Genomic DNA, 20591 nt, shown 5'->3' with positions numbered 1-20591 from the left:
AAAAACTCCTTATAAATTTATATTTAATAAAAATCATAGTAAAACTAGTGTGGTAAAAAATAGCCAGTAAATTCAGTAGTTAATTTTTCACCTAAACGATTAATACCACCATAAACATGTTTTTTTACTATTGCATCTAGACTTGAGGAATCTTTATTTTCAATAGCTGTAAATAATTCTAAATGTTCATCTAGAATTTGGCGGAAGTTTTTCACGGCAACCATGTCCAACATTCTGAAACGAGTATAATTTGCTTGGGCACCTTGAATATATTGCCAAAGCCCGTCTTTTTTTGTCTGATGAAACCAAATACTATGCAATTTAGCGTCAAGAATATAGAATTCTTCAGCTTCAAAATTACCACTTAAAAGTACTTCTTGTTGGCGAAGACGATACCTAATTTTCTCGATAGTCATGGGTTCCATTACTGCTAAAAAGTCTCGTAAAACCATACTCTCAATTGCATAACGCATATAGATTAGTTGCTTAATTTGCTCTAAATTAAGTAGCGAAGCATAAGTGGTTTTATAGGGTTCAATAGTTAATAATCCATCAGTATTGAGACGTTGAAAAGCAGTTCTTACTGGGGTACGGGATACGTTAAAGCGCTCACAAATGTCATTTTCAGATATTTTTTCCCCAGGCCTAATTTTTAAAGTTAAAATTTCTTCTTTTAATTTTTCATAAATTTTTTGTCCCGTAAAAGATATATTCGTATCCAAAGCTATTACCTCATTATTTATTATAAATTAACATTGTGTACATAATAATATTTTGAATTCAAAAAGTCAATATGTATACAAAAATCATTTTAGCGTACAAAACTAGAAGTTGAAATCATTTTGTGTAAGTTTTCCTACTATATTTAAAGCTGAAAATCTAGTACAATAAAGTTTAATACATTTAACTTAGGAGGTTTGGAAGTGGATAATATACAGGTAGTTGTTGATAGTACAGCAGGAATAGATGCTAAATTATTGAATAGATATAACAATTTACATATTGTACCATTAAAAGTTAATCTAGCTGGGGTAGAATATAACGAAAATCAATTGGAAGTTACAGAACTGTTAGAAACGGTGGAAAAGAACAACGAATATCCCAAAACTTCACAACCAGCAATAGGAGAATTTCAAGCACTATTTCAAGAACTTAGTAAAACAAATAACAAAATTATTGTGTTATGTTTAGCTGCGGGCTTAAGTGGTACTGTACAAGGCGCAAAGACTGCAGCGAATATGGTTGCTAATAAAGAGATTGCAGTAATTGACTCTACTAGTACTGCTATCGGTTTATATAAGTTAGTTGAATTTGCAATGAACAGCATTACGCAGGAAAAAAGTTTTGCAGATATAGTTATAGAACTTGAAAAGCGTGCTCAAAAAACACATACTTTATTAACGCCGGCAACTTTGGAATTTTTACACAAGGGTGGCCGCATTGGTGGTGCTGCTAAGGTGTTTGGCACAATATTACAGATAAAACCAGTATTATCTTTGCAAGCAGGCAAAATAATCTTATTAGATAAAGTGCGGACACGTGCAAGGTCTTTGCAACGAATGGTACAGGAATTAAATAATTATCAGAACTTAGAATATATCGGCGTTGTTCATGTAAAAGCAGAAGGAGAAGCTAAACTTTTAACTGAGCAAGTACAAAAATTGTATCCGCAGATACCTGTTTCTTGTACACAAGCAGGTGCTGTTGTTGCTAGCCATTTAGGTGCAGGTGTGATAGCGATAATATTTCAAGAAAAAACAAAATAGTAGATGGATGGTGGATAATTTGGAGAATAAGGAAATTATAAATGGGTTAGATTTTAAAAAGATGATATTGGTTGCTTATCGGAAATTTTCGAAAGAGCATGAATCGATAAATAAATTAAATGTATTTCCAGTGCCTGATGGAGATACAGGAACAAACATGTTGTTGACGCTAGGCTCAGTTGCTAAAGCCATAGAGTCAAGTCGGGAAAACAACATTGGTGTTTTAAGCAAAATTGCTGCTGATAGTGCAATTATGGGTGCAAGAGGTAACTCAGGAGTTATTTTTTCACAAATTTTTCGGGGGTTAGCGCGAGGGTTAAGCGGTAAAGCCCAAGCTGGTTCAGCGGAAATAGGCAAAGCTTTTAAATATGCAGTACTCTATGCTTATCGTGCTGTAGCAACACCTGTAGAGGGAACAATTTTAACAGTAGCCAAGGGCATAGCAAAAGGAACGTATCGCGCAACTAAAGATAAGTTAAATATTAAACAAATTTTAATTGCAGCTATCGAATATGGAAATCAAGAGTTAGGAAAAACACCAGACTTATTGCCGGTTTTAAAACAAGCCGGGGTGGTAGATGCTGGCGGTAAAGGACTTTTGGTTTTTCTTGAAGGTTGTTTACAAGGGTTGTTAAATAGTGAGGAATCGATTAAGGTAAATAATTTGGAGACAGTTATTGTTGAAGACAACTATAAAAAAGAGCTGGAAACATATGAAATTATTCGTCCGTATTGCACTGAGTTTATAATAAAAAATACTAAAATTAAAGTAAAAGAAGTTCGAGAAAGCTTAGTTGATAAAGGTGATTCTATGGTTGTTGTAGCTACAGATGAATTGATTAAAGTACATATTCATACCGATCATCCTGGCAGAATATTAGAAATGGCTATGTCTTGGGGTAGTCTACATGATATTAAAATTGATAATATGGCGGATCAGTATCACAATAATGAACATATACAATTACGAGCTCCAAAGTCACTAGCAATAATTAGTGTTGCCTCAGGTGATGGAATATCTAAAATAATGGAAGAGTTGGGAGCAGAAATAATAATAGCGGGTGGGCAAACTATGAATCCAGCTGTTGAGGATTTTATGGCAGCAATTCATAGTAATATAGCAGAAAAATATATTATTTTACCCAATAATAAAAATATTATCCTGGCGGCAAATCAAGTGAAAAAATTAGCCAGTGAGCGAGTTGAAGTTTTGGCTACTGATGATATTGCCCAAGGGATAGCAGCTATAATGGTTTTTGACAGCAGTGAGACTCTAGAAAAAAACTTGCAAATTATGAGTACTAGAATTCAGAAGGTTAGTTCTGCGGCTATTACTACAGCGGTTCGTGATAGTTATTTAGGTGATAGTCTCGTAAAAAAAGGATCTCATATTGGTGTAGTTAAGAATAAAGTAATAACCTTTGCAGGAGATATAGCAACGGTTTTGTTAAATACATTAAATTTAATTGTAAAGGAAGATTCAGAAATAATTACATTGTATTCTGGTGCAGAATTAACAATAACAGAGCTTGAATCAAGTGTTGATTTAGTTAAAAATACATATCCACAATTAGAAGTAGAGGTGTATTCAGGCGGACAACCACTATATCACTATTTCATTGCTGTAGAATAGCAATTATTAACAGAGTTTCAAAAAATATTAATTAAGGCACAGGAACTAATTGGGCTAATCTTTAAAACTATAGTAATTATAATTTTGAAGATGACTTTTAGTTCCTGTTTTTTTATTCTTGCATATAAAGTATGTTAATTCAGTCAGAGAAGAAAAGATAGAATTTCAATAAAAGAGTGTAAATTCAAGGTGGAAAAGTTATTTTTTATGTTAATCACTTTTAAATACAAAAAAGTGAGGTAATTAGGATAAAGACTTAATATTATTGGGATAAAAAACTTGGAAATATGATAAAAAAATACAAAAAGCTACTTTTTTATGAGTTGACTTAACAACTATGGTAAGTTATTATTAAACAATAATTAATTAGGAAATATTTAATAATGAAAAATCAACTAATAACTATCCAATACATACATAACTGTTGAGTAATAATTAGTTGGAGAAAGGATGGAAACAGAAGGATATTTTTGTGAATTTTATAGAGAGTAGGAGTTGTTTAGTTAATGAATTTACTAAGGATAATCAAAAATAGCATTAAAGCGAAAGTAATGACTTTCGTCGTTGTTTGCTTATTAACGACTTTAACAGTTTTAGGATTAGCAAATTTTTATAATGCCAAAAAAATATTAGTATCTGATGTACAAGATGATTTGAAACATCAGGCAGCTGGATATGCCCGTGAAATTGGTTTGTGGAAAGATACTAGAGAAGCTGAGGTAGCAATATTAGCTACTAATCAAGCGGTAGTAAATGGTGACAAACAGGCAGCTTTAAACTATTTAAGTGAGGAAGTAAAACGGAACCCTTTTTATTCAAGATTTTGGTTGGTAGACGCTAATGGGCAATCAATTCATACAAATGGTGCAAAGACAAATATTGCGGATCGGGCTTATTTTAAACAAGTTATGAGCACTGGTAAGGTAGTTACAACTGACCCGATAATATCTAAAGCTGATGGTAAATTAGTTATATCGGTAGTTGCTCCGATAATAAGGAATAATCAAATAATTGGTGCCTTAGGTGGTACGGTAACAATTGATACTTTAGCTGAGCAAGTTGGGCAAATTAAAGTTGCCAAAACAGGTTATGCTTATGTAATTCAGGAAAATGGGTTAACAGTTATACATCCTGACAAAGAGCAAGTAATGAAAACTAATATTCTTGAAGACAAAAATGTTAGTAAAGATTTGAAAGATATTGCTCAGTTAATGGTTAAGGGAGAAAATTCAACTAAAGAATACGAAAACGCTAAGGGGAAAAGTCAATATGTAGCATATGCCCCAGTGCCAAGAACAAAATGGAGTATGGCGATAACTGTACCTGAAGAAGAGATTTTGGTAAAGCTACAACCTTTTGCACAAACATCGATAGCAATTATTGTTACTATTCTAATTTTAGCATGTGGAATTAGTATTATAGTTGCGCGTAAATTAGTTACTCCTATCATTATGTTAAATGAAGTTATTGAAAAAATTGCCAAAGGTGATTTAAGTGAAAAATCTTTAAACAGTGGATTTGATAAATCACATAAGAATAAAGATGATAATGATGAATTAGAAAATATGGTTCTACATTTCCAAATTATGCTGGAAAAATTACGAGTATTAATTGGGGAAATATCAAAATCAGCTGAACAGGTAGCGGCCTCTTCAGAAGAACTAACGGCGAATACGGAACAGTCTGCTTTAGCTGTAGGACAAGTTGCAGAATCAATAGATAAAGTAGCTAAAGGGAGTGACTCGCAATTATTAGGTGTTGACGAGGCAACTTTAGCTGTTGAAAAAATGTCGGCAAGTATTCAACAAGTGGCAGCACATTCGGAAAATGTTGCGATAACTGCTGAAAAAACAGCACAAGCTGCAAAAGAGGGAGGAGTTGCGATATCTGATACTAATAAGCAGATGGCTAATATTGATAAAACAGTAAGCAACTCGGCTCAAGTAGTAGCTAAGTTAGGAGAACGTTCTAAAGAAATTGGACAAATTGTTGATACTATTGCAGGTATAGCAGGGCAAACTAATTTATTAGCACTGAATGCGGCTATTGAAGCGGCAAGAGCTGGAGAACAAGGTCGTGGGTTTGCAGTTGTTGCTGAAGAAGTGCGTAAGTTAGCGGAACAATCGCAAGAAGCAGCAAAACATATTGCTAACTTAATCGGAGAAATTCAAATAGATACAGAGCAGGCTGTAAAGGCTATGGCTGAAGGAACTCAAGAAGTGAAAAAAGGTTCTGAAGTCGTGGGGGTTGCAGGAAAATCTTTTGGCGAAATTCTAAAACTAATTCAACAAGTTTCGGCACAAGTAACAGATATATCTGGAGCAATTCAACAGGTGGCCGGAGGTAGCGAGCAGATAGTTTTTACAATTCAAGGTATTGATAAAGTTAGTAGAGAAACTGCGGGATATACGCAAACTGTATCGGCGGCGACGGAAGAACAATCAGCAACAATGCAGGAAATAGCAGCATCGAGTGAAGATTTAGCTAAGATGGCCGAAGCATTGCGTGCAACTGTAAGTGAGTTTAAAGTTTAAAAACTAAACAATTAAAATATGCCTTAGCTAAGGAGTTTAACTTCTGCTGCTAAGGCATATTTTGCTAAAAAAATAAAATATGATAAAATTAAGTATATCTTTGAAAAAAGATGAACTATATTAATGTTGAAGGAGAATTTAATGGAGAAGTTACCTAAATGTCCAATGTGTGGTTCAGAATATACTTATGAGGATCGCAACTTATTTATTTGTCCAGAATGCGCACATGAGTGGACTGGAGCAGAAACTAATGCCCTTGAAACAGAAAATGTTGTGAAAGATGTAAATGGTAATATTTTAAATGAAGGCGATAGTGTAGCAATAATAAAAGATTTAAAAGTTAAGGGCAGTTCTTCAGTCTTGAAAATAGGGACAAAAGTTAAAAACATTCGATTGGTTGATGGGGATCATAATATCGATTGCCAAATTGATGGTTTTGGAGCAATGAAGTTGAAGTCGGAATTTGTTAAAAAAATTTAGCGAGAAAAGTAGGGTTAATAGATGAATATTGCTATATTGGTTAGGGAAGATACAGCTAAAGTTTGTACTGGCGGGGGTTGTTTAAGTGCATTTTTTGCTAAAGAAGATTCATTTGAGCGGTATAAAGATTTAAAGGATATAAATCTGGTAGCCTTTACTCATGCTGGTGGAGATTTAGATAAAAAAATAGCTAGTTTTAAAAAGAAAAATGTAGATGTGGTGCATTTATCATCATGTTTGCGCAGTAAAGATCCAAATTATGAAGCCTTAGCTCAAAAACTTTCTGAACATTTTCAGGTAGTTGGTTATACTCATGGTTCAGAAATCGGGAAAACCCGTCAAGCTATTATTTTAGATAAAATTAATTGACCAGCAAGAAATGCAAATTAAGCAAGTTTGTTAGAAAATGGCCAATATTTTTTCATTTAAAAAGGAAATGATATGATGAGTAATATAAGGCTAATAGGTAAAATTGCAGTATTGTTGACCTTTTGCGGATATATGATTTTTTATAATTCATTAGGTAAATCTTGTGCGGCGCAATATTTAATTATTGATAAAAGTGAATTTACTTTACAAGTTTGGGAACAAAATGCGATACTGCGAGAATACCCTATAGCCATTGGTAAAAATTCTGGAGAGAAAACTTGTGTTGGTGATATGAAAACTCCTACAGGGAATTTTTCAGTAGATGAAATTCTAGATTCTAGAACATGGACTCATGATTTTAAAGATGGCAAAGGTGAAATCGAAGGTGCCTATGGTCCCTATTTTATCTCTTTGGTGACTGGTTGGGAAGGAATTGGTATACATGGTACGCATCTACCAGAATCTATTGGTACGAGGTCGTCAGAAGGTTGTATTCGCATGGGCAATGATGACTTACTGGAATTGAAAACTGAATATATTTATGTCGGGATGACAGTATTAATCAAAGAATAAAAACTGCTCAAATGAGCAGTTTTTTTATAACGCGTATAAATTTATTATTAATGCTTTTAAAAGCGTGATACCTTTGTTTGTATAGGTATGTTCAAAAGCAGAAGAAAAACAAATAGAATCTTCGTTTTTCAAGATATAACTATCACCATTAACTTCTAAGAGGAGTTCTCCTTCCAAAACAGTAAGGTATTCTTCAGATTTTTCGGAATGCCCAACACAAGTATAACTGGCGCCAACATCAAGCTCAATTAAAAACATTTCAAAGTTGCGCTTGCCATTATTAGGATAATAACAAAAAATACGATAAGTACCATCTTCACTTGTTTGCATATTTACTTCGGACTTCATTACTAGAATTGGAGCAAGTTCATGTTTGTCGATAAGGAGGGTATAAGGTACATTAAGTCCTTTTGCTATTTTCCAAATAGTGTTAATTGTAGGATTAGTTTCGCCTTTTTCAATTTGAGAAAGCATTACCTTGCTTACGCCAGATAGCTCAGCCAGTTTTCCTAAACTCAAGTTTCTTTCTAAGCGCAAGCGGTTTAAATTTTCAGCAATAATTAAATTTAATTCCATTTAAAACTCCTTATTGACAAATATATAAAACAAATGTAAATTATAGTTAACGATATTTAATTAAAGTTTATTATATTTTACAATAAGATTTTATAATACACAAGATAAGGAGCAGAAGATGTCACTGAAAGAGTTTGTTAAGACACTAAGATTTGCCTTGCCTATAACATTACCGGTTTTGACAGGGTTGTTTGTTTTGGGTATTACCTATGGTATACTTATGCATTCTAAAGGTTATTCTGCATTTCACTCGTTTTTAATTAGTGCTATTGCTTTTTGTGGTAGTATGCAGTTTGCGGCCATTCCATTTTTATTATCAGGATTTGAACCCTTAGAAGTTGTTCTGCTTAGTGTAACGGTAAATATTCGACATCTGTTTTATGGGATTGCAATGTTAGATAAATATAGATTTTTGGGTAAAATAAAATACCTATTAATTTATATCTTATGTGACGAAACATTTTCTATTATAAATAGCTTAGAAATTCCTAATGATATTTCCAAAAGAGTAGTTTATTTAACTGTATCATTATTAAATTATTTTTATTGGGTAGTGGGTTCTTTTATTGGTGGGTTTATTGGCACTAATCTCAAAGTTAATATTCAAGGAATTGATTTTATCTTAACAGCCCTGTTTGCAGTTATATTTTTAGAGCAATTGCAACAGCGTGAAAAAGGTTTTTCAGCAATATTGGGTTTAGGCGTTTCCTTAATTCTCCTAGTATTTTTAGGTTCAAATAGCTTTATAATTCCTTCGATGTTGACTATATTAATAATATTAATTTTGTTGAAAGAAAATTTTGCAAAACTAGTAAATACTGAGGAGAAATCAGAATGTATTTGAGTACGCAAGAATTTATATATTTAACCTTAGCTATAGCTTTAGGGGCAATTTTCACTAGATTCTTGCCATTTATTGTTTTTGCTGGAAAAAACGATCTACCCAAATTAGTAAAGTATTTAGGCAAAACCCTAACACCGGCAACGATGGGCTTTTTAGTAGTATATTGTTTGCGTAATACCCAAATAAATACTGAGTCTTATATAATACCAGAATTTGTAGCTATCTTATTATTAGTAATTATTCACAAAATTAAACGCAATCTTTTATTGAGCATAACTTTGAGTACTTTAGTATATATGTTTCTTGTTCAACAAGTTAGTTAACTTAATAATGATTTATAACAGGCCATAATTATGATATAATTATGGCCTGTTATAATATAAATTTCAGGAGGCTTAGTATGAATTTTGTCACAATAGATTTTGAGACAGCTAATTCAGAGTTAAATAGTGCTTGCTCGATTGGTATAGTTGTTGTAGAGAAAGGCATTATGGTTAAAAAATATTATAGGTTAATTAAGCCTGTAAATGGGATTTTCTTAAAAGAAAATATTGCAATACACGGAATAACACCGCAAATGGTTAAAGCTGAACCTAGCTTTCAAGAGCTTTGGCCAGAGATTAAAAATATTTTAGCTAATAAGTTGGTTTTTGCCCATAATGCCTCTTTTGATACTAGAGTTTTAAAAAATTCATTGGCATGTAAACCGCTAGATATAGAAATTAGGTATGCATGTACAGTGTTATTATCAAGGCGAATATGGCAAAATTTGCCTAATCATAAGTTAGGAACGATGTCGAATTACTTAAAAATAGAATTTGAACATCATAATGCGCTTGAAGATGCAAGTGCTTGCGCGCAAATAGTTTTGGCAGCAGCAGATTTAACGCAAAGTCGTAATATTTTAGAGTTAATAAAGAGTACAAAACTACCAATTAAACAATTGGCTTAAAGTTTTGTAGTTAGGGGAAAAAATGAATTGTGCAGTGGGGAAAATTATTATTGATGCAGATGCTTGCCCGAAGGCTGTTTTAGAAATTTGCCAAAAAATTAGTGGAATTTATAAAGTGCGTTTGATTACTGTGGCTAGCTTCAACCATCAAATAAAAAACTCAGAGCATATCGTCGTTGGTAATGCTTCGCAAGAAGCTGATTTAAAAATAATGAATATAGCTCAAGAAAATGATATAGTAGTTACACAAGACTGGGGTTTAGCGGCAATGCTTTTAGCTAAAAAAGTCCAATGCTTAAATGCTTCAGGGCGAGTTTTTAATGAATTGCAAATCGATTTTTTGCTAGAAGAACGAGAAATAAAAGCAAAGCAACGGCGCGCTGGTGGTAAGACAAAGGGACCTAAAAAACGCAAGCTAGAAGATGACAGTGCTTTTGAACAAAGAGTTTTAGAAATGCTAAAAGGACCCTTAAATTAATTTTAAGAGTCCTTTTTTTAGTTAGAACCATTCTACTACTTTAGTTATTGGTTGGCGGGTTTTTACAGGAGCAGGTGAGTTTTCTAGGCGATAGCCAAAAGCCAACATAGCCGCTACACCAAACTCAGTTGGAGATAAAATTCCTTCGGTGGCCAATAATTCGGTAAGTTCTTTTTGGGCGAAACCTTCAATTGGACAAGAGTCAATGCCAAGCATTGCGGCACAACTCATCATATTTGCCATGGGAATATAAAGTTGTTTGCTAGACCAGTCAAAAAGTTTACGCTCATCTGTTAAATCAAAATCTTGTTCTTGAAACTTCTTGAAGAAATCTGATTTTAAGGTTACAATTTCTGGAGGGAGTTTTTGCAGGTCACGCATGATATCTTGGGTGTACTTAGAGCCAGCATGCATATGCGTAGCTTTTCTAGCAAGTAAAATTAAAAAATGACTTGCACTTGGTAATTGACGTTGTGCACCCCACGCTAATGGGAGGATTTTTTCGCGCAAACTATGATTTTGAATGACAAGGAATTTCCAAGGTTCAAAGCCAAAAGAACTAGGGCTTAGTCGACCTGTTTCCAAAATAAAGTTGAAATCTTCGGCAGAGATTTTTTTATTTACATCAAATTCTTTACAAGCGTGACGGGAATTAAAAGCTGCAAGAATAGTTTCTTTGATATTATTCATAATAACACTCCTTTATTTGCGATGTTATTTTTATAATATAGCATTTAGGTTAAAACAGCAAGTATTTACCATAAAGTAAGTTACTATCAAAAAAGTTAGCAGTTTGGCAAAATATTAGTGATATAAGGTGGAATAAGAGTGCGAGAAAAATTTATATACATACTAACAATAATTTTATCTATAGCTTACCTATGGTTTGGTTATGGTCAAGCAACAGAGAATTTACATTTAATAAAGGATAAAAAGCAGGAAATTAAACGCGTACAGGTGACGGAGATAACAAAACAAACAGAGAAAGAGTTTAAAGGAGGTGGAGGTAATAAAAAGCAAGTTAAGATATATTTTACGGCCAGTAATTTAGATAATGAGTCAGAATTGTTGAACGTAATTCAAGAGTCTAGTCCAATGTTTGGGATGAAGATGCGTAACGTCCAGGTTGGTGATCAAATTCTTGTGGCCAAAGAGCAGCCAAAGAGTAGTAATTGGATATTTATTGAATATATTCGAAGTAAGGCACTATTAATATTAGCAGGCATTTTCACACTCCTGTTAATATTATTTGGTGGGAAAAAGGGTATTAGTACAATTATTGCTTTAGTATTTACTTGTGGGGCAATATTTGCAATATATATTCCTGCGATTTTATCAGGCCTAAATATCTATAAATGGACCTTTATAACTAGCATCTTTATAATAATAACCACCTTATTGTTGGTAAATGGAGCAAATAAGAAAAGTTTAGCGGCTGCCATTGGCTGTATAGGTGGCATAATTTTAGCCGCAATTTTATCAGTTTTTATGGATAAAGTATTATACTTAACTGGTTACGTGGATGAACATTCAATATATCTGGCAAACTGGAATCGTGAAGTACCATTAGATTTGCAAGCGATAATATTTGGCGCAATAATCATTGGCGCAGTAGGAGCGATTATGGATGTAGCAGTTGATATTGCGGCATCGCTAAGTGAATTAGCTAGAAAAGTTGAAAAAATTAGTTTTTCTTCCTTGTTTCAATCAGGTATAAATATTGGCAGAGATATTATTGGCACTATGAGTAATACTTTAATTTTAGCCTATATAGGTAGTTCACTTTCAGTTGTATTACTAATAACTGCTTATAATGGCGGTAATTTTTTATTGCTTTTTAATCGTGAAATGATAGCGGTAGAAATAGCACAAGCTTTAGTGGGAAGTATTGGCATTTTATTTACGATTCCACTTACGGCAGCAATTAGTGCATTTTTATATCGACATAAATAGTTAGAGAGTATTAGCTCAGAGGGGAAAGTGTAAGTTGCAGGAAAAAAATTTTTTTGATAAGATAAAAGACACGTTAAAAAGTTGTTCTAAGTTGTTTATGATAAATTGAGTTAAATTTAGAGAGCTTTTTGAAAACAAACGGGAGGATTTTTATGAAAAGACAAAAAAAAATTATTTTAGGAATTTTACTGATGTTGGTTTTTCAGATCGTGACTACGCAGGTGGCTTTTGCCGAAGAGAAAAAAGATGAGTGGGTAAATAAAAATTATGATATAAATAAAGTTCATAGAGTTTTAATTAAGCCTATCAATGTTACCGCTATGAAAATAGATACATTTGATGAAATGCGTATAAATGAATTTTGCCAAGAACTTAAAAATCATAAAAAATTGCAAGGTGAGAGAATTAGATTTGTGTTGCAAGATGATTTGCTCAAAAGTATTGGCAATATTGTCGATCAAGATATGCAAGCTTTGGCTAAATCTGATCCTAAAAAATATCAAAGTTTATTGGACACGTATACTTTGGAGTTTGTTGATCAAGTGCTAGAATTTGACTTAGTAGTGTTTAGAATCGATAAAATTTTTGTACCAGAACGCCGTTATACGGAGACCGAGTATGTTGATACTGTAGTTATAACTAAAAAGAAGGGGTATAAAGTGGAAGAAAAAACTACGGTGCGCATGCCTGTAGAAAGGTTAAAAATAGTTCCTGCGTATTATAAAAATGTAGCTAATACTGGTGTTAAATCAGTTTTAAAGGATGCGAAGACAAATGAAAATATATTTATGGTTCTAGACGTTCGAGACAGTGAATATAAAGGAATTTTACCTATGACAAATAGAATATTAGAGCGAATAGGGGATAGAATGGCCGAATTTTTAAAAAAATAACAAGAAAGTAGGTCGCGAATTTTGAAAAAAGTAATGGTGTTTTGTATAATGCTTTTATTGTTTGCAGTTAATACAATTGGAGTAGTTGAAGCACATGATTGCAATTGTAATCTTCAAGAACGAAAAATAGAAAAAAATTTTACTGCTTATACTAAATTAATTGGCGAAACTAAAGAAAAAGTATTTTTAAAATATGGACATAATTATTATCCTGCTGAGGCTACAGCAGAGAGTTTTTGTAAAGATAAAATAAGGATATATTTCGCAGATAATGAGCAATTTTCTGTACGAGCGGTGTCAATTGCAAACAGTAGTGTGAATTTTAAAGGTGCTAGGGTTGGAAGGCGATTAGAGAGTTTTGTTGAGGCTTTTGGTAAACCAATCGCAGAAGATTTAGTGGAGGGCTATGCAAGTTTTGCTGATAATGAGCAAAAAATAACTGTGTTTTATTATCCTACCAACAAAAAAGTTTTAAGTGTATATATAGAAAAAATGCCTGAGACAAAGCAACAAGTGCTTAATGGCGCAAAATTTTTGCCAGAGAGTATTAATGGCGTTTATCTAGGAAGCAATATTTCTTATAAGTTGTCAGAAACAAAAAGTAACGAAAATTTAGAGCAGGCTATTAGAGTAGCCTATGGAATTAGTGAAAATTTAGAACATAAAAACTACTATTATTACAATTTAGTTGATCTAAATAATGATAACATTCCTGAAATTTTTGTATATATAGTAGGACCATATTTCAGCGGCAGTGGTGGAAGTAGCGCTTTAATTTTTACAGAAGATTTAAATGGTTATAAACTAGTTAATAGATTTTCTTTGATGCATAATCCGATTATTGTTAGTGAAAATAAAACTAATGGCTGGCATGATTTGGTGGTGCAAGTAGCTGGTGGTGGTTCTAAATATGGTCTAGTTGAGTTGAAATTTGTAGAGGGTAAATATCCAGAAAATCCTTCAGTTCAAGAACGATTAGGGAAAGAACGTGTAATTGTTGGCATGGCAATTATTGCGGATGATTTACAAATACGAAAAGGAATAAGTTTCCAATAGAAAAAAATATTTTTGGTGTATAAGTAACAAACAGCCCGCTACAGTTATTGTAGCGGGCTGTTTGCACAAAAAACTCGAGAGAGTATTTAATTAATCATTATACATATTTTGTGAAAGCTGAGAAAGTTCTTCGGAAATTTTAGCTAGTGTTTGACTTTTTAAAGATAAATTTTCAATGTTTTTGTAATCATTCTCTAAAGAAGAGTTAATTGTACCAAGATTTAATGAAACTTCTTTGATTAATTTATCCATTTGTTGTAAAGAACTAGTGATAATTTTAGCAGATTCAGCACTATCTAAGGCTAATTTACGAACTTCTTCCGCTACAACTGCAAAACCGCGACCCTGCTCACCAGCTCTTGCCGCTTCGATGGCTGCATTTAATCCTAAAAGATTGGTTTGCGAAGAAACATTGCGAATAAAAGTTACAATTTCATCGCTCTTTTTCACAGCTAGGTCTAATTCCAGGCCAAGTTTGTCTAATTTAGAAATTATAGAGAAAAAACTTTTTGTGTTTTGGGCGACTTCTTGCATTGAGGAGTTGAAAGTTTTAGAAGATATGGCAAGTTCATTAGCAATAGTAGTGACTTTATCGTAAACATCAATAGTTTGAGTGGTAGTTACACAACCAACAGTTTTGTTTCCTTCTTTGAAAGGAAAGGCACAGGCGATATAAGCGACGCCATAAGTAGAGTCAGCCCTAGAGACTATTTTTATTATTCGCTTGCCTGATTCTAGACAATTTTTGCTTACTGCTCCTTTAACTGGATCACCTGGTTTATTTTTTAAATCTAGAGCATTAGCGGGTATATAGTTGGTATAAATATTATTTTTGATTACAGAAATGCCGATGTCTTCGGCTAAAATTGATTTAATGTGTGGCGCTAGAATTGCAAACATATCTAATAATTCAATTGCAGTATAATTCATAAGTAACACTCCTTAACAAAGATTTTATTAATATTTGAATACGCGCTTAGAATAATGTCTTATTATATTGTATTATTTTAAAAGATAATAGTCAACGAAACCGTATGATGATGCTTTGGAAAATATAAATTAAAACCCCAGCCTGCCATTTATATTAAGAATTGCCGGTTGGGGGTTTTGGGGTAAGAAGATTAAGAAAGTGGTTTATAAATTTTTTCAGTCTGAACATCTTCAGTATAGAATTTATATGCGTTTTTTCCTTGAGTTTTAGCTTGATACATAGCGTTATCAGCTTTTTTAATTAAAATCTCTTCATTGTCAGAGTGATTGGGGAAAATGCTAATACCAATGCTGCAAGATATATGTATACTATGATCATTAATAATAAATTGTTGGCCGATTGAATTTTGAATTTTTTTAGCAACGATTTCCGCATCGTGTATAGTATTTATTTTGGCTAAAATAAGGGTGAATTCGTCACCTCCCATTCTAGCAACAGTATCACTTTCTCGGACGCATTTTTTTAGTCTATTGCCAACTTCAATTAGCAGTAAATCACCAATATTATGACCGAGATTATCATTAACACTTTTAAATCCATCTAAATCTATGAACATAATGGACATCATATAGTTATAGCGTTTAGCTAAATTTATATAGTCATGTGCCTTTTGATAGAAAAATCGACGATTTGGTAAATCTGTTAACCCATCATAATAAGCTTGATACTTAATTTTTTCTTCGTATTTTAGTCTTTCGGATAAATCGCGAGCTACGGCGGAATACATTATTACTTGTCCACAATCATCTTTTATAGCGTTAATCATTAACCACAAAGGAAAAAGTTCACCGTTTTTACGTTTATTCCATATTTCTCCTTGCCAATTGCCATTTTCAAACAAAGAAGACCACATATCTTCATAAAAACTGTCATCATGTCTACCTGATTTGAGGATTCTTGGTGTCATTCCCAACAACTCTTCAAGAGAATAGCCAGTATTTTCTAAATAAGCAGGATTTGCCAGTTGAATTACGCCTTGAGCATCTGTTACGACAATTCCATCAATAGCAGTATTAAAAACTTGCAGTGCGAGTTTTAAACGGTTTTGAATATGTTGCCAATCAGTGATATCGCGGATGGCGACAATTATATAATATCTTTTTTTACTCTTAAATAATTTTATTTTACTTTCGACAAAGAGCATAGAAGAATCTTTGCGTTTGTATTGGCGCAACCCTAAATCTACGACTCTGTGTTGCAAAACATTATTGATATTTAGATTAATTTCAGCAGAATCAGCAACAATAATATTTTCTATATACAAGCTTTGTAAATCAGCAGGACTATATTGCAACATTTCCCAAAAGACTTCATTAGCCTCAAGAATTTTATGACTATGTGCATCAAAAATATAGAGAGCATCTAATCTATCACTAGCATTAATAAATGCAGAATAATAATACTTGCTTGTCAATAATATTTTTTTATTATTACGAGTATTAAGTAATTTTTTTATTAATTTATTGTTAGTTTTCAAGTTAGACCCTCCTATACTATAGAATTTGGGGCCAATATTATTGATATAGACTAATTATATATCAATATATAAAATTTAAAAAGTAGTAATAAATAAAAAAACTATTTTTTGGCAATATTACAAATTTATTACTTTCGAAAAAATTAAAAACTATGATATACTGTCAATAAATATCTAGCGAAAGGAGAGGAATTTGTGTTAGCTACGGTAATTGGTGGAATTGGGCTTTTTTTACTAGGAATGACATTAATAACAGATGGACTAAAGATAGTAGCTGGTGACAAAATTAAAACTATTCTAGGAAAATTAACAAATAAAATTTTTTCGGCAATTTCCTTAGGGGCGGTTATTACGGCAATAGTTCAATCATCTAGTGCCACGACAGTAACTACAATTGGTTTTGTAAGTGCAGGATTGTTAAGTTTTCGTCAAGCAATAGGGGTAATCTTGGGTTCGAATTTAGGTACAACTAGTACAAGTTGGATTGTTGCGACTATTGGTTTGAAAATTAAAATTAGTATGTTGGCTTTTCCACTAGTAGGAATAGGTGTAATGCTGAAAATGCTGTCTAAAGATAGATACGCGTCTATGGGGATGATTATGACTGGGTTTGGGTTACTATTTATTGGAATAGACACATTGCAACTAGGAATGAAGGAACTCGGGCAACATATTGATTTAAGTGCTTTTGCAGGAGACACGATTGTTCAACATTTCTTTTTGGCTATAATAGGCATAATAATGACCGTTATAGTACAGTCATCCAGTGCAGCAGTAGCTACTACCTTAATTGCTTTAAGCGCAGGAACAATTAATTTATCACAAGCAATGGCGCTGGTGATTGGGCAAAATATTGGAACTACAGTTACGGCAGCTATTGCCTGTATTGGCAGTACAATTGCTGCGAAAAAAACAGCTTTTGTCCATGTTTTTTTTAATATAGTTACTGGAATAATTGTATTCTTGTTAATTCCGGTATTGACAATACTTATGAATAAACTAACATTAATCGCGGCAATAGAAGAACCAGTTATTGTTTTAGCTATTTTTCATACGGCAGTAAAACTATTTGGAATTATTATCTTTTTACCATTTATTGAAACTCTAGCTACTTTTACTGAAAAATTAATTCCAGAAAAAAACAACGTATTAACAAAATATTTAGATGAAACAGTTGCGCAGTTTCCAGCAGTTGCAATGGAAGCTTCATACCGTTCGGTTGTAGAAATAACTATTTTTGTTTTAAATGCTTTTCCAAAAGAAATAAATTCGCAAAACAAGGGCGAGTTAAACTTAGAAATGGCTAAGTTGGCCTTAGAAGATATTCGTAAATTTTTTAAAAAAATACCGACAATGCCTGTTAACTCGGAAGATTTTCAGCGCTATTTAGCTATTGTTCATAGTACTGATCACTTAGAGCAGATAATTGAGTTATTACAAGAAGAATATAAGGCAGAAATTGTCTGTTGTTCTGAAATGTTAAAAGAACCGAGATATATATTAAGTGAAGAGATAAAAATTGCGCTGGGATGGTTAGAGAGTAAAAAGGTTATTGAGGCACCAGCCGTAATTGAAGAATTAACAAAATCATTATATAACGAACGTAAAATTGGTCGGGAAAAAGTGCTATTAGATATTGCACAAGGCAATCTGTTGCCAGAAAAAGGCAATGAAACGATATTAGGTTTATTATGGCTAGATAGTTTGGGCTACCATCTTGCAAGAATAATAAAGCATTTAAACAATTCTCGACCGATAGACTAATAAAAAAGATTGATACCATAGAATTTAATCTAGCGGTATCAATCTTTTATTTTAACTTATTGGAATTAGAATTAAAATAATCCGACGTAGACATTAACTTTAATGCCATCGGCTGAAAAAGTTACAGAGAGAATTTTGGGAACTGAAAGTCTAACCTGCCCCCCAGGACCTAAAAGTAGGGTTGGTGGCGAGATATCCAAACCTGTTATTCCAGAGGTTGCGAATATTGTACAAGAATTAGCGCAAACCATATTCGCCATTTCAGATATAGCACTTTGGGCTAGAGAATCTAGCTCAGTTACGGGCATTCCCATCATCATTTTAGACGCAAATTGTTTGGCAGAATCCAAATCCATACCTATCAAGATAGCTCCCTTAAGAGGACCCATTACACCGATATTAATCATTATTCCGCTATTATCGAGGGTGGATCCTTCTAAGTTTGTAGAAATTTTTTCTATTTGTTGGAAACCGATTTGCGGTAAAATAGTCGTAAAAGCTGTTAAAATAGGATTGATTGCATTTACATCCATAGCACATTTCCTTTCTTAAATCCAATACTTATGTCGATATCGCCAAAATCAGTTTGAGCAGAAATCATACGCACACAAATATTAGGACTAACTATTTCGGTAGTTGCACCATAAAAAACACTTGGAGGAGCTACTCGTAGACTTAAATTTTTATCCTTTTTATTGATCATTGAACAGGCGATTCCGCCCACGACATTGGCAAATTCCGCGGCCATGGCAATAATTTCTTCGCGATTTTTAGGTTCGCGGCGCAACATATTGGTGGCCATTTTTTCAGCGGTATCTTGGGCGATATCAAGAATAAATGTCCCAGGATAGCGGCCAATTATACCAATAACTACAGCAATTCCTTTAGAAAAACTAGGTTTGCAAATTTCTTTATCTAAATAGGAAGCTGTAGTTTTGGTCATACGTGTAATACTTTGTGAAAGAGCTTCTTTACAAGTTTCAAGACTCCAAGCTTCTAAGTTTTGATATAAAACATCAGGTGAAAGGACATTTTTGAAAATTCTAGCTGCAGTTTCTGCATCAGCAGGTTTTTGAATATAGCCCATAATACCAGTGCGACGAGCTTCTGATTCGGTTTCTTCGTCTTTCATGGAACTAATTAAAACGATGCGTGCACTAGGATCATGTGCTAAAAGGGCTTTGCTGCATTCGAAACCATCTGCTCCTGGCATAGCAATATCCATCGTAACGATATCGGGTTTACAATTTTTATAGGTTTCGATCAAGGATTCAATTGAGTCAGCTTCACCAACAATTTCACAATTAAACTCACGTAAAGTATCAGCAAGAATTGTGCGTGAAAAGGGCGAATCATCAACCATCATAATTTTTATTACACCCATCTTATAAATACCTCCAAATATTATTCTGTACTGTCCTGAGGAGTAAAAAGCCATGAAAAACAAGAAATTCTTAGGATTAAATAACTACAATACTCTATAAAATAACTATAGCAAAATAATTGTGTAAAATCAATAATTTTACGATAGAGAACTTAAAAGAGGATTTTGTAAAAATATGTAGAATAATTTAAAAAAATAGGTTTGATTATTAGGAGGCGGTGGAATGGAAATTTTTTTAGATACGGCAATAATAAAAGAAATAGAAGAGTTTGTAGCTTGGGGAGTTGTTGGTGGAGTTACCACTAATCCTAGCTTAGTGGCAAAGAGTGGCGAACAGTTATCTGAAGTAATAAAAAAGATTGCGGGATTAGTTTCTGGACCAATAAGTGCAGAAGTAATAGCAACTGATTATTTGGGGATGATTAAAGAAGCTGAACAATTGAATAAGTTAGCATCCAATATTATTATAAAAATTCCAGCTACGGCAGAAGGACTAAAAGCGGTCAATGTATTAGCTTGCAAAGGTATAAAAACAAATGTAACATTAATTTTTAATTTAGCTCAAGCATTGCTTGCTGCAAAAGCTGGCGCAACTTATGTGAGTCCTTTTGTGGGGCGATTAGATGATATTGGTGAAGATGGGGTTCAGGCAGTAAAAGAAATAATACAAACCTTTAAACTATACAAAATTAAAACAAAAGTTATCGCTGCTAGTGTAAGAAACTTGCAACATATAAATTTATTGGCTCAAACTGGAGTTGATATTGCTACAATTCCTCCTAGCCTAGTCAGAGATATGATTAAGCATGAATTAACCGATAAAGGAATAGAAAAATTTTTGCAAGATTATCAAAATAGCAAGAGTTGA

The 20591-nt window shown here is 33.1% G+C and carries 21 protein-coding genes and 1 pseudogene; 15 read left to right on the top strand and 7 right to left on the bottom strand.

All coding sequences use genetic code 11. The annotated features are described in order from the left end of the window. Positions 1-44: 44 nt before the first annotated feature. On the bottom strand, positions 45-722 hold the full coding sequence (locus SUCMO_RS0106790) for a GntR family transcriptional regulator (RefSeq protein ID WP_019879868.1): 678 nt from the start codon (positions 720-722) through the stop codon (positions 45-47). Between the two features lie 201 nt (positions 723-923). On the opposite strand from SUCMO_RS0106790, the gene SUCMO_RS0106785 reads away from it, so the two are divergent. The 6 genes from SUCMO_RS0106785 (at position 924) to SUCMO_RS0106760 (ending at position 7355) form a co-directional block, all read left to right on the top strand. Further along, on the top strand, positions 924-1766 hold the full coding sequence (locus SUCMO_RS0106785) for a DegV family protein (RefSeq protein WP_019879866.1): 843 nt from the start codon (positions 924-926) through the stop codon (positions 1764-1766). A 19-nt stretch (positions 1767-1785) separates the two neighbouring features. Then, on the top strand, positions 1786-3399 hold the full coding sequence (locus SUCMO_RS0106780) for a DAK2 domain-containing protein (RefSeq protein WP_019879865.1): 1614 nt from the start codon (positions 1786-1788) through the stop codon (positions 3397-3399). 506 nt (positions 3400-3905) lie between these two features. Beyond that, entirely contained in the window at positions 3906-5933 is a 2028-nt protein-coding gene (locus SUCMO_RS0106775; RefSeq protein ID WP_019879864.1) for a methyl-accepting chemotaxis protein, read from the top strand. A gap of 141 nt (positions 5934-6074) precedes the next feature. Next, entirely contained in the window at positions 6075-6413 is a 339-nt protein-coding gene (locus SUCMO_RS0106770; protein WP_019879863.1) for a zinc ribbon domain-containing protein YjdM, read from the top strand. A gap of 21 nt (positions 6414-6434) precedes the next feature. Beyond that, entirely contained in the window at positions 6435-6782 is a 348-nt protein-coding gene (locus SUCMO_RS0106765) for a CGGC domain-containing protein (RefSeq protein ID WP_019879862.1), read from the top strand. A gap of 72 nt (positions 6783-6854) precedes the next feature. Continuing rightward, the gene (locus SUCMO_RS0106760; RefSeq protein ID WP_156819264.1) at positions 6855-7355 is read left to right on the top strand and encodes a L,D-transpeptidase; all 501 of its coding nucleotides are present in this window, start codon (positions 6855-6857) and stop codon (positions 7353-7355) included. A gap of 24 nt (positions 7356-7379) precedes the next feature. Here SUCMO_RS0106760 and SUCMO_RS0106755 read toward each other — a convergent pair whose 3' ends face one another. Then, complete coding sequence (locus SUCMO_RS0106755) at positions 7380-7931, bottom strand: helix-turn-helix domain-containing protein (RefSeq protein ID WP_019879860.1); 552 nt, start codon at positions 7929-7931, stop codon at positions 7380-7382. A gap of 118 nt (positions 7932-8049) precedes the next feature. On the opposite strand from SUCMO_RS0106755, the gene SUCMO_RS0106750 reads away from it, so the two are divergent. The 4 genes from SUCMO_RS0106750 (at position 8050) to SUCMO_RS0106735 (ending at position 10205) form a co-directional block, all read left to right on the top strand. After that, positions 8050-8775, top strand: a complete 726-nt coding sequence (locus SUCMO_RS0106750; protein ID WP_019879859.1) for an AzlC family ABC transporter permease — start codon at positions 8050-8052, stop codon at positions 8773-8775. Next, complete coding sequence (locus SUCMO_RS0106745; protein ID WP_019879858.1) at positions 8766-9098, top strand: branched-chain amino acid transporter permease; 333 nt, start codon at positions 8766-8768, stop codon at positions 9096-9098. Before SUCMO_RS0106750 ends, SUCMO_RS0106745 begins: the two co-directional genes overlap by 10 nt. A 77-nt stretch (positions 9099-9175) precedes the next feature. Continuing rightward, positions 9176-9727 carry a 3'-5' exonuclease gene (locus tag SUCMO_RS0106740; RefSeq protein WP_019879857.1) on the top strand — a complete coding sequence of 184 codons (552 nt, stop codon included), beginning with the start codon at positions 9176-9178 and terminating at the stop codon, positions 9725-9727. 22 nt (positions 9728-9749) lie between these two features. Beyond that, positions 9750-10205 (top strand): YaiI/YqxD family protein, encoded by a 456-nt coding sequence (locus SUCMO_RS0106735; protein WP_019879856.1) that lies wholly within the window; start codon positions 9750-9752, stop codon positions 10203-10205. A gap of 21 nt (positions 10206-10226) precedes the next feature. Here the strand turns inward: SUCMO_RS0106735 and SUCMO_RS0106730 are convergent, their stop codons facing one another. Continuing rightward, a complete protein-coding gene (locus SUCMO_RS0106730) occupies positions 10227-10895 on the bottom strand; it encodes an NAD(P)H-dependent oxidoreductase (RefSeq protein WP_019879855.1) in 669 nt (222 codons plus the stop codon). Positions 10896-11033: 138 nt separating this feature from the next. Here SUCMO_RS0106730 and SUCMO_RS10500 point away from each other — a divergent pair, with 138 nt between their 5' ends. The 3 genes from SUCMO_RS10500 to SUCMO_RS11000 all read left to right on the top strand — a co-directional run bounded on the left by SUCMO_RS10500 (position 11034) and on the right by SUCMO_RS11000 (position 14107). Further along, positions 11034-12158: a YibE/F family protein gene (locus SUCMO_RS10500; protein WP_019879853.1), complete on the top strand. Its 1125-nt coding sequence runs from the start codon at positions 11034-11036 to the stop codon at positions 12156-12158. 152 nt (positions 12159-12310) lie between these two features. Beyond that, entirely contained in the window at positions 12311-13051 is a 741-nt protein-coding gene (locus tag SUCMO_RS0106720) for a hypothetical protein (RefSeq protein WP_019879852.1), read from the top strand. A gap of 21 nt (positions 13052-13072) precedes the next feature. After that, on the top strand, positions 13073-14107 hold the full coding sequence (locus tag SUCMO_RS11000; protein ID WP_156819263.1) for a hypothetical protein: 1035 nt from the start codon (positions 13073-13075) through the stop codon (positions 14105-14107). 90 nt (positions 14108-14197) lie between these two features. On the opposite strand, the pseudogene SUCMO_RS11760 reads toward SUCMO_RS11000, so the two are convergent. Together SUCMO_RS11760 and SUCMO_RS0106705 are read right to left on the bottom strand one after the other, a co-directional pair. Continuing rightward, a pseudogene (locus SUCMO_RS11760) lies at positions 14198-14521 on the bottom strand (methyl-accepting chemotaxis protein); the annotation flags it as partial. A gap of 707 nt (positions 14522-15228) precedes the next feature. Then, complete coding sequence (locus tag SUCMO_RS0106705) at positions 15229-16575, bottom strand: sensor domain-containing diguanylate cyclase (protein WP_019879849.1); 1347 nt, start codon at positions 16573-16575, stop codon at positions 15229-15231. 195 nt (positions 16576-16770) lie between these two features. On the opposite strand from SUCMO_RS0106705, the gene SUCMO_RS10490 reads away from it, so the two are divergent. Next, positions 16771-18339 carry a Na/Pi cotransporter family protein gene (locus SUCMO_RS10490; protein ID WP_019879848.1) on the top strand — a complete coding sequence of 523 codons (1569 nt, stop codon included), beginning with the start codon at positions 16771-16773 and terminating at the stop codon, positions 18337-18339. Between the two features lie 71 nt (positions 18340-18410). Here SUCMO_RS10490 and SUCMO_RS0106695 read toward each other — a convergent pair whose 3' ends face one another. Beyond that, entirely contained in the window at positions 18411-18872 is a 462-nt protein-coding gene (locus tag SUCMO_RS0106695) for a chemotaxis protein CheX (protein WP_019879846.1), read from the bottom strand. Beyond that, positions 18863-19723, bottom strand: a complete 861-nt coding sequence (locus tag SUCMO_RS0106690) for a response regulator (protein WP_019879844.1) — start codon at positions 19721-19723, stop codon at positions 18863-18865. Before SUCMO_RS0106690 ends, SUCMO_RS0106695 begins: the two co-directional genes overlap by 10 nt. Positions 19724-19946: 223 nt before the next feature. On the opposite strand from SUCMO_RS0106690, the gene fsa reads away from it, so the two are divergent. Continuing rightward, positions 19947-20591: a fructose-6-phosphate aldolase gene (gene fsa / locus SUCMO_RS0106685; protein WP_019879843.1), complete on the top strand. Its 645-nt coding sequence runs from the start codon at positions 19947-19949 to the stop codon at positions 20589-20591.

Origin of the sequence: Succinispira mobilis DSM 6222, assembly GCF_000384135.1 — a bacterium.
In the GTDB taxonomy this organism is placed as follows: Bacteria; Bacillota; Negativicutes; order Acidaminococcales; family Succinispiraceae; genus Succinispira; species Succinispira mobilis.
Note: the sequence above shows the minus strand (reverse complement) of the source record. Positions and strands in the feature narration are given on the sequence as shown.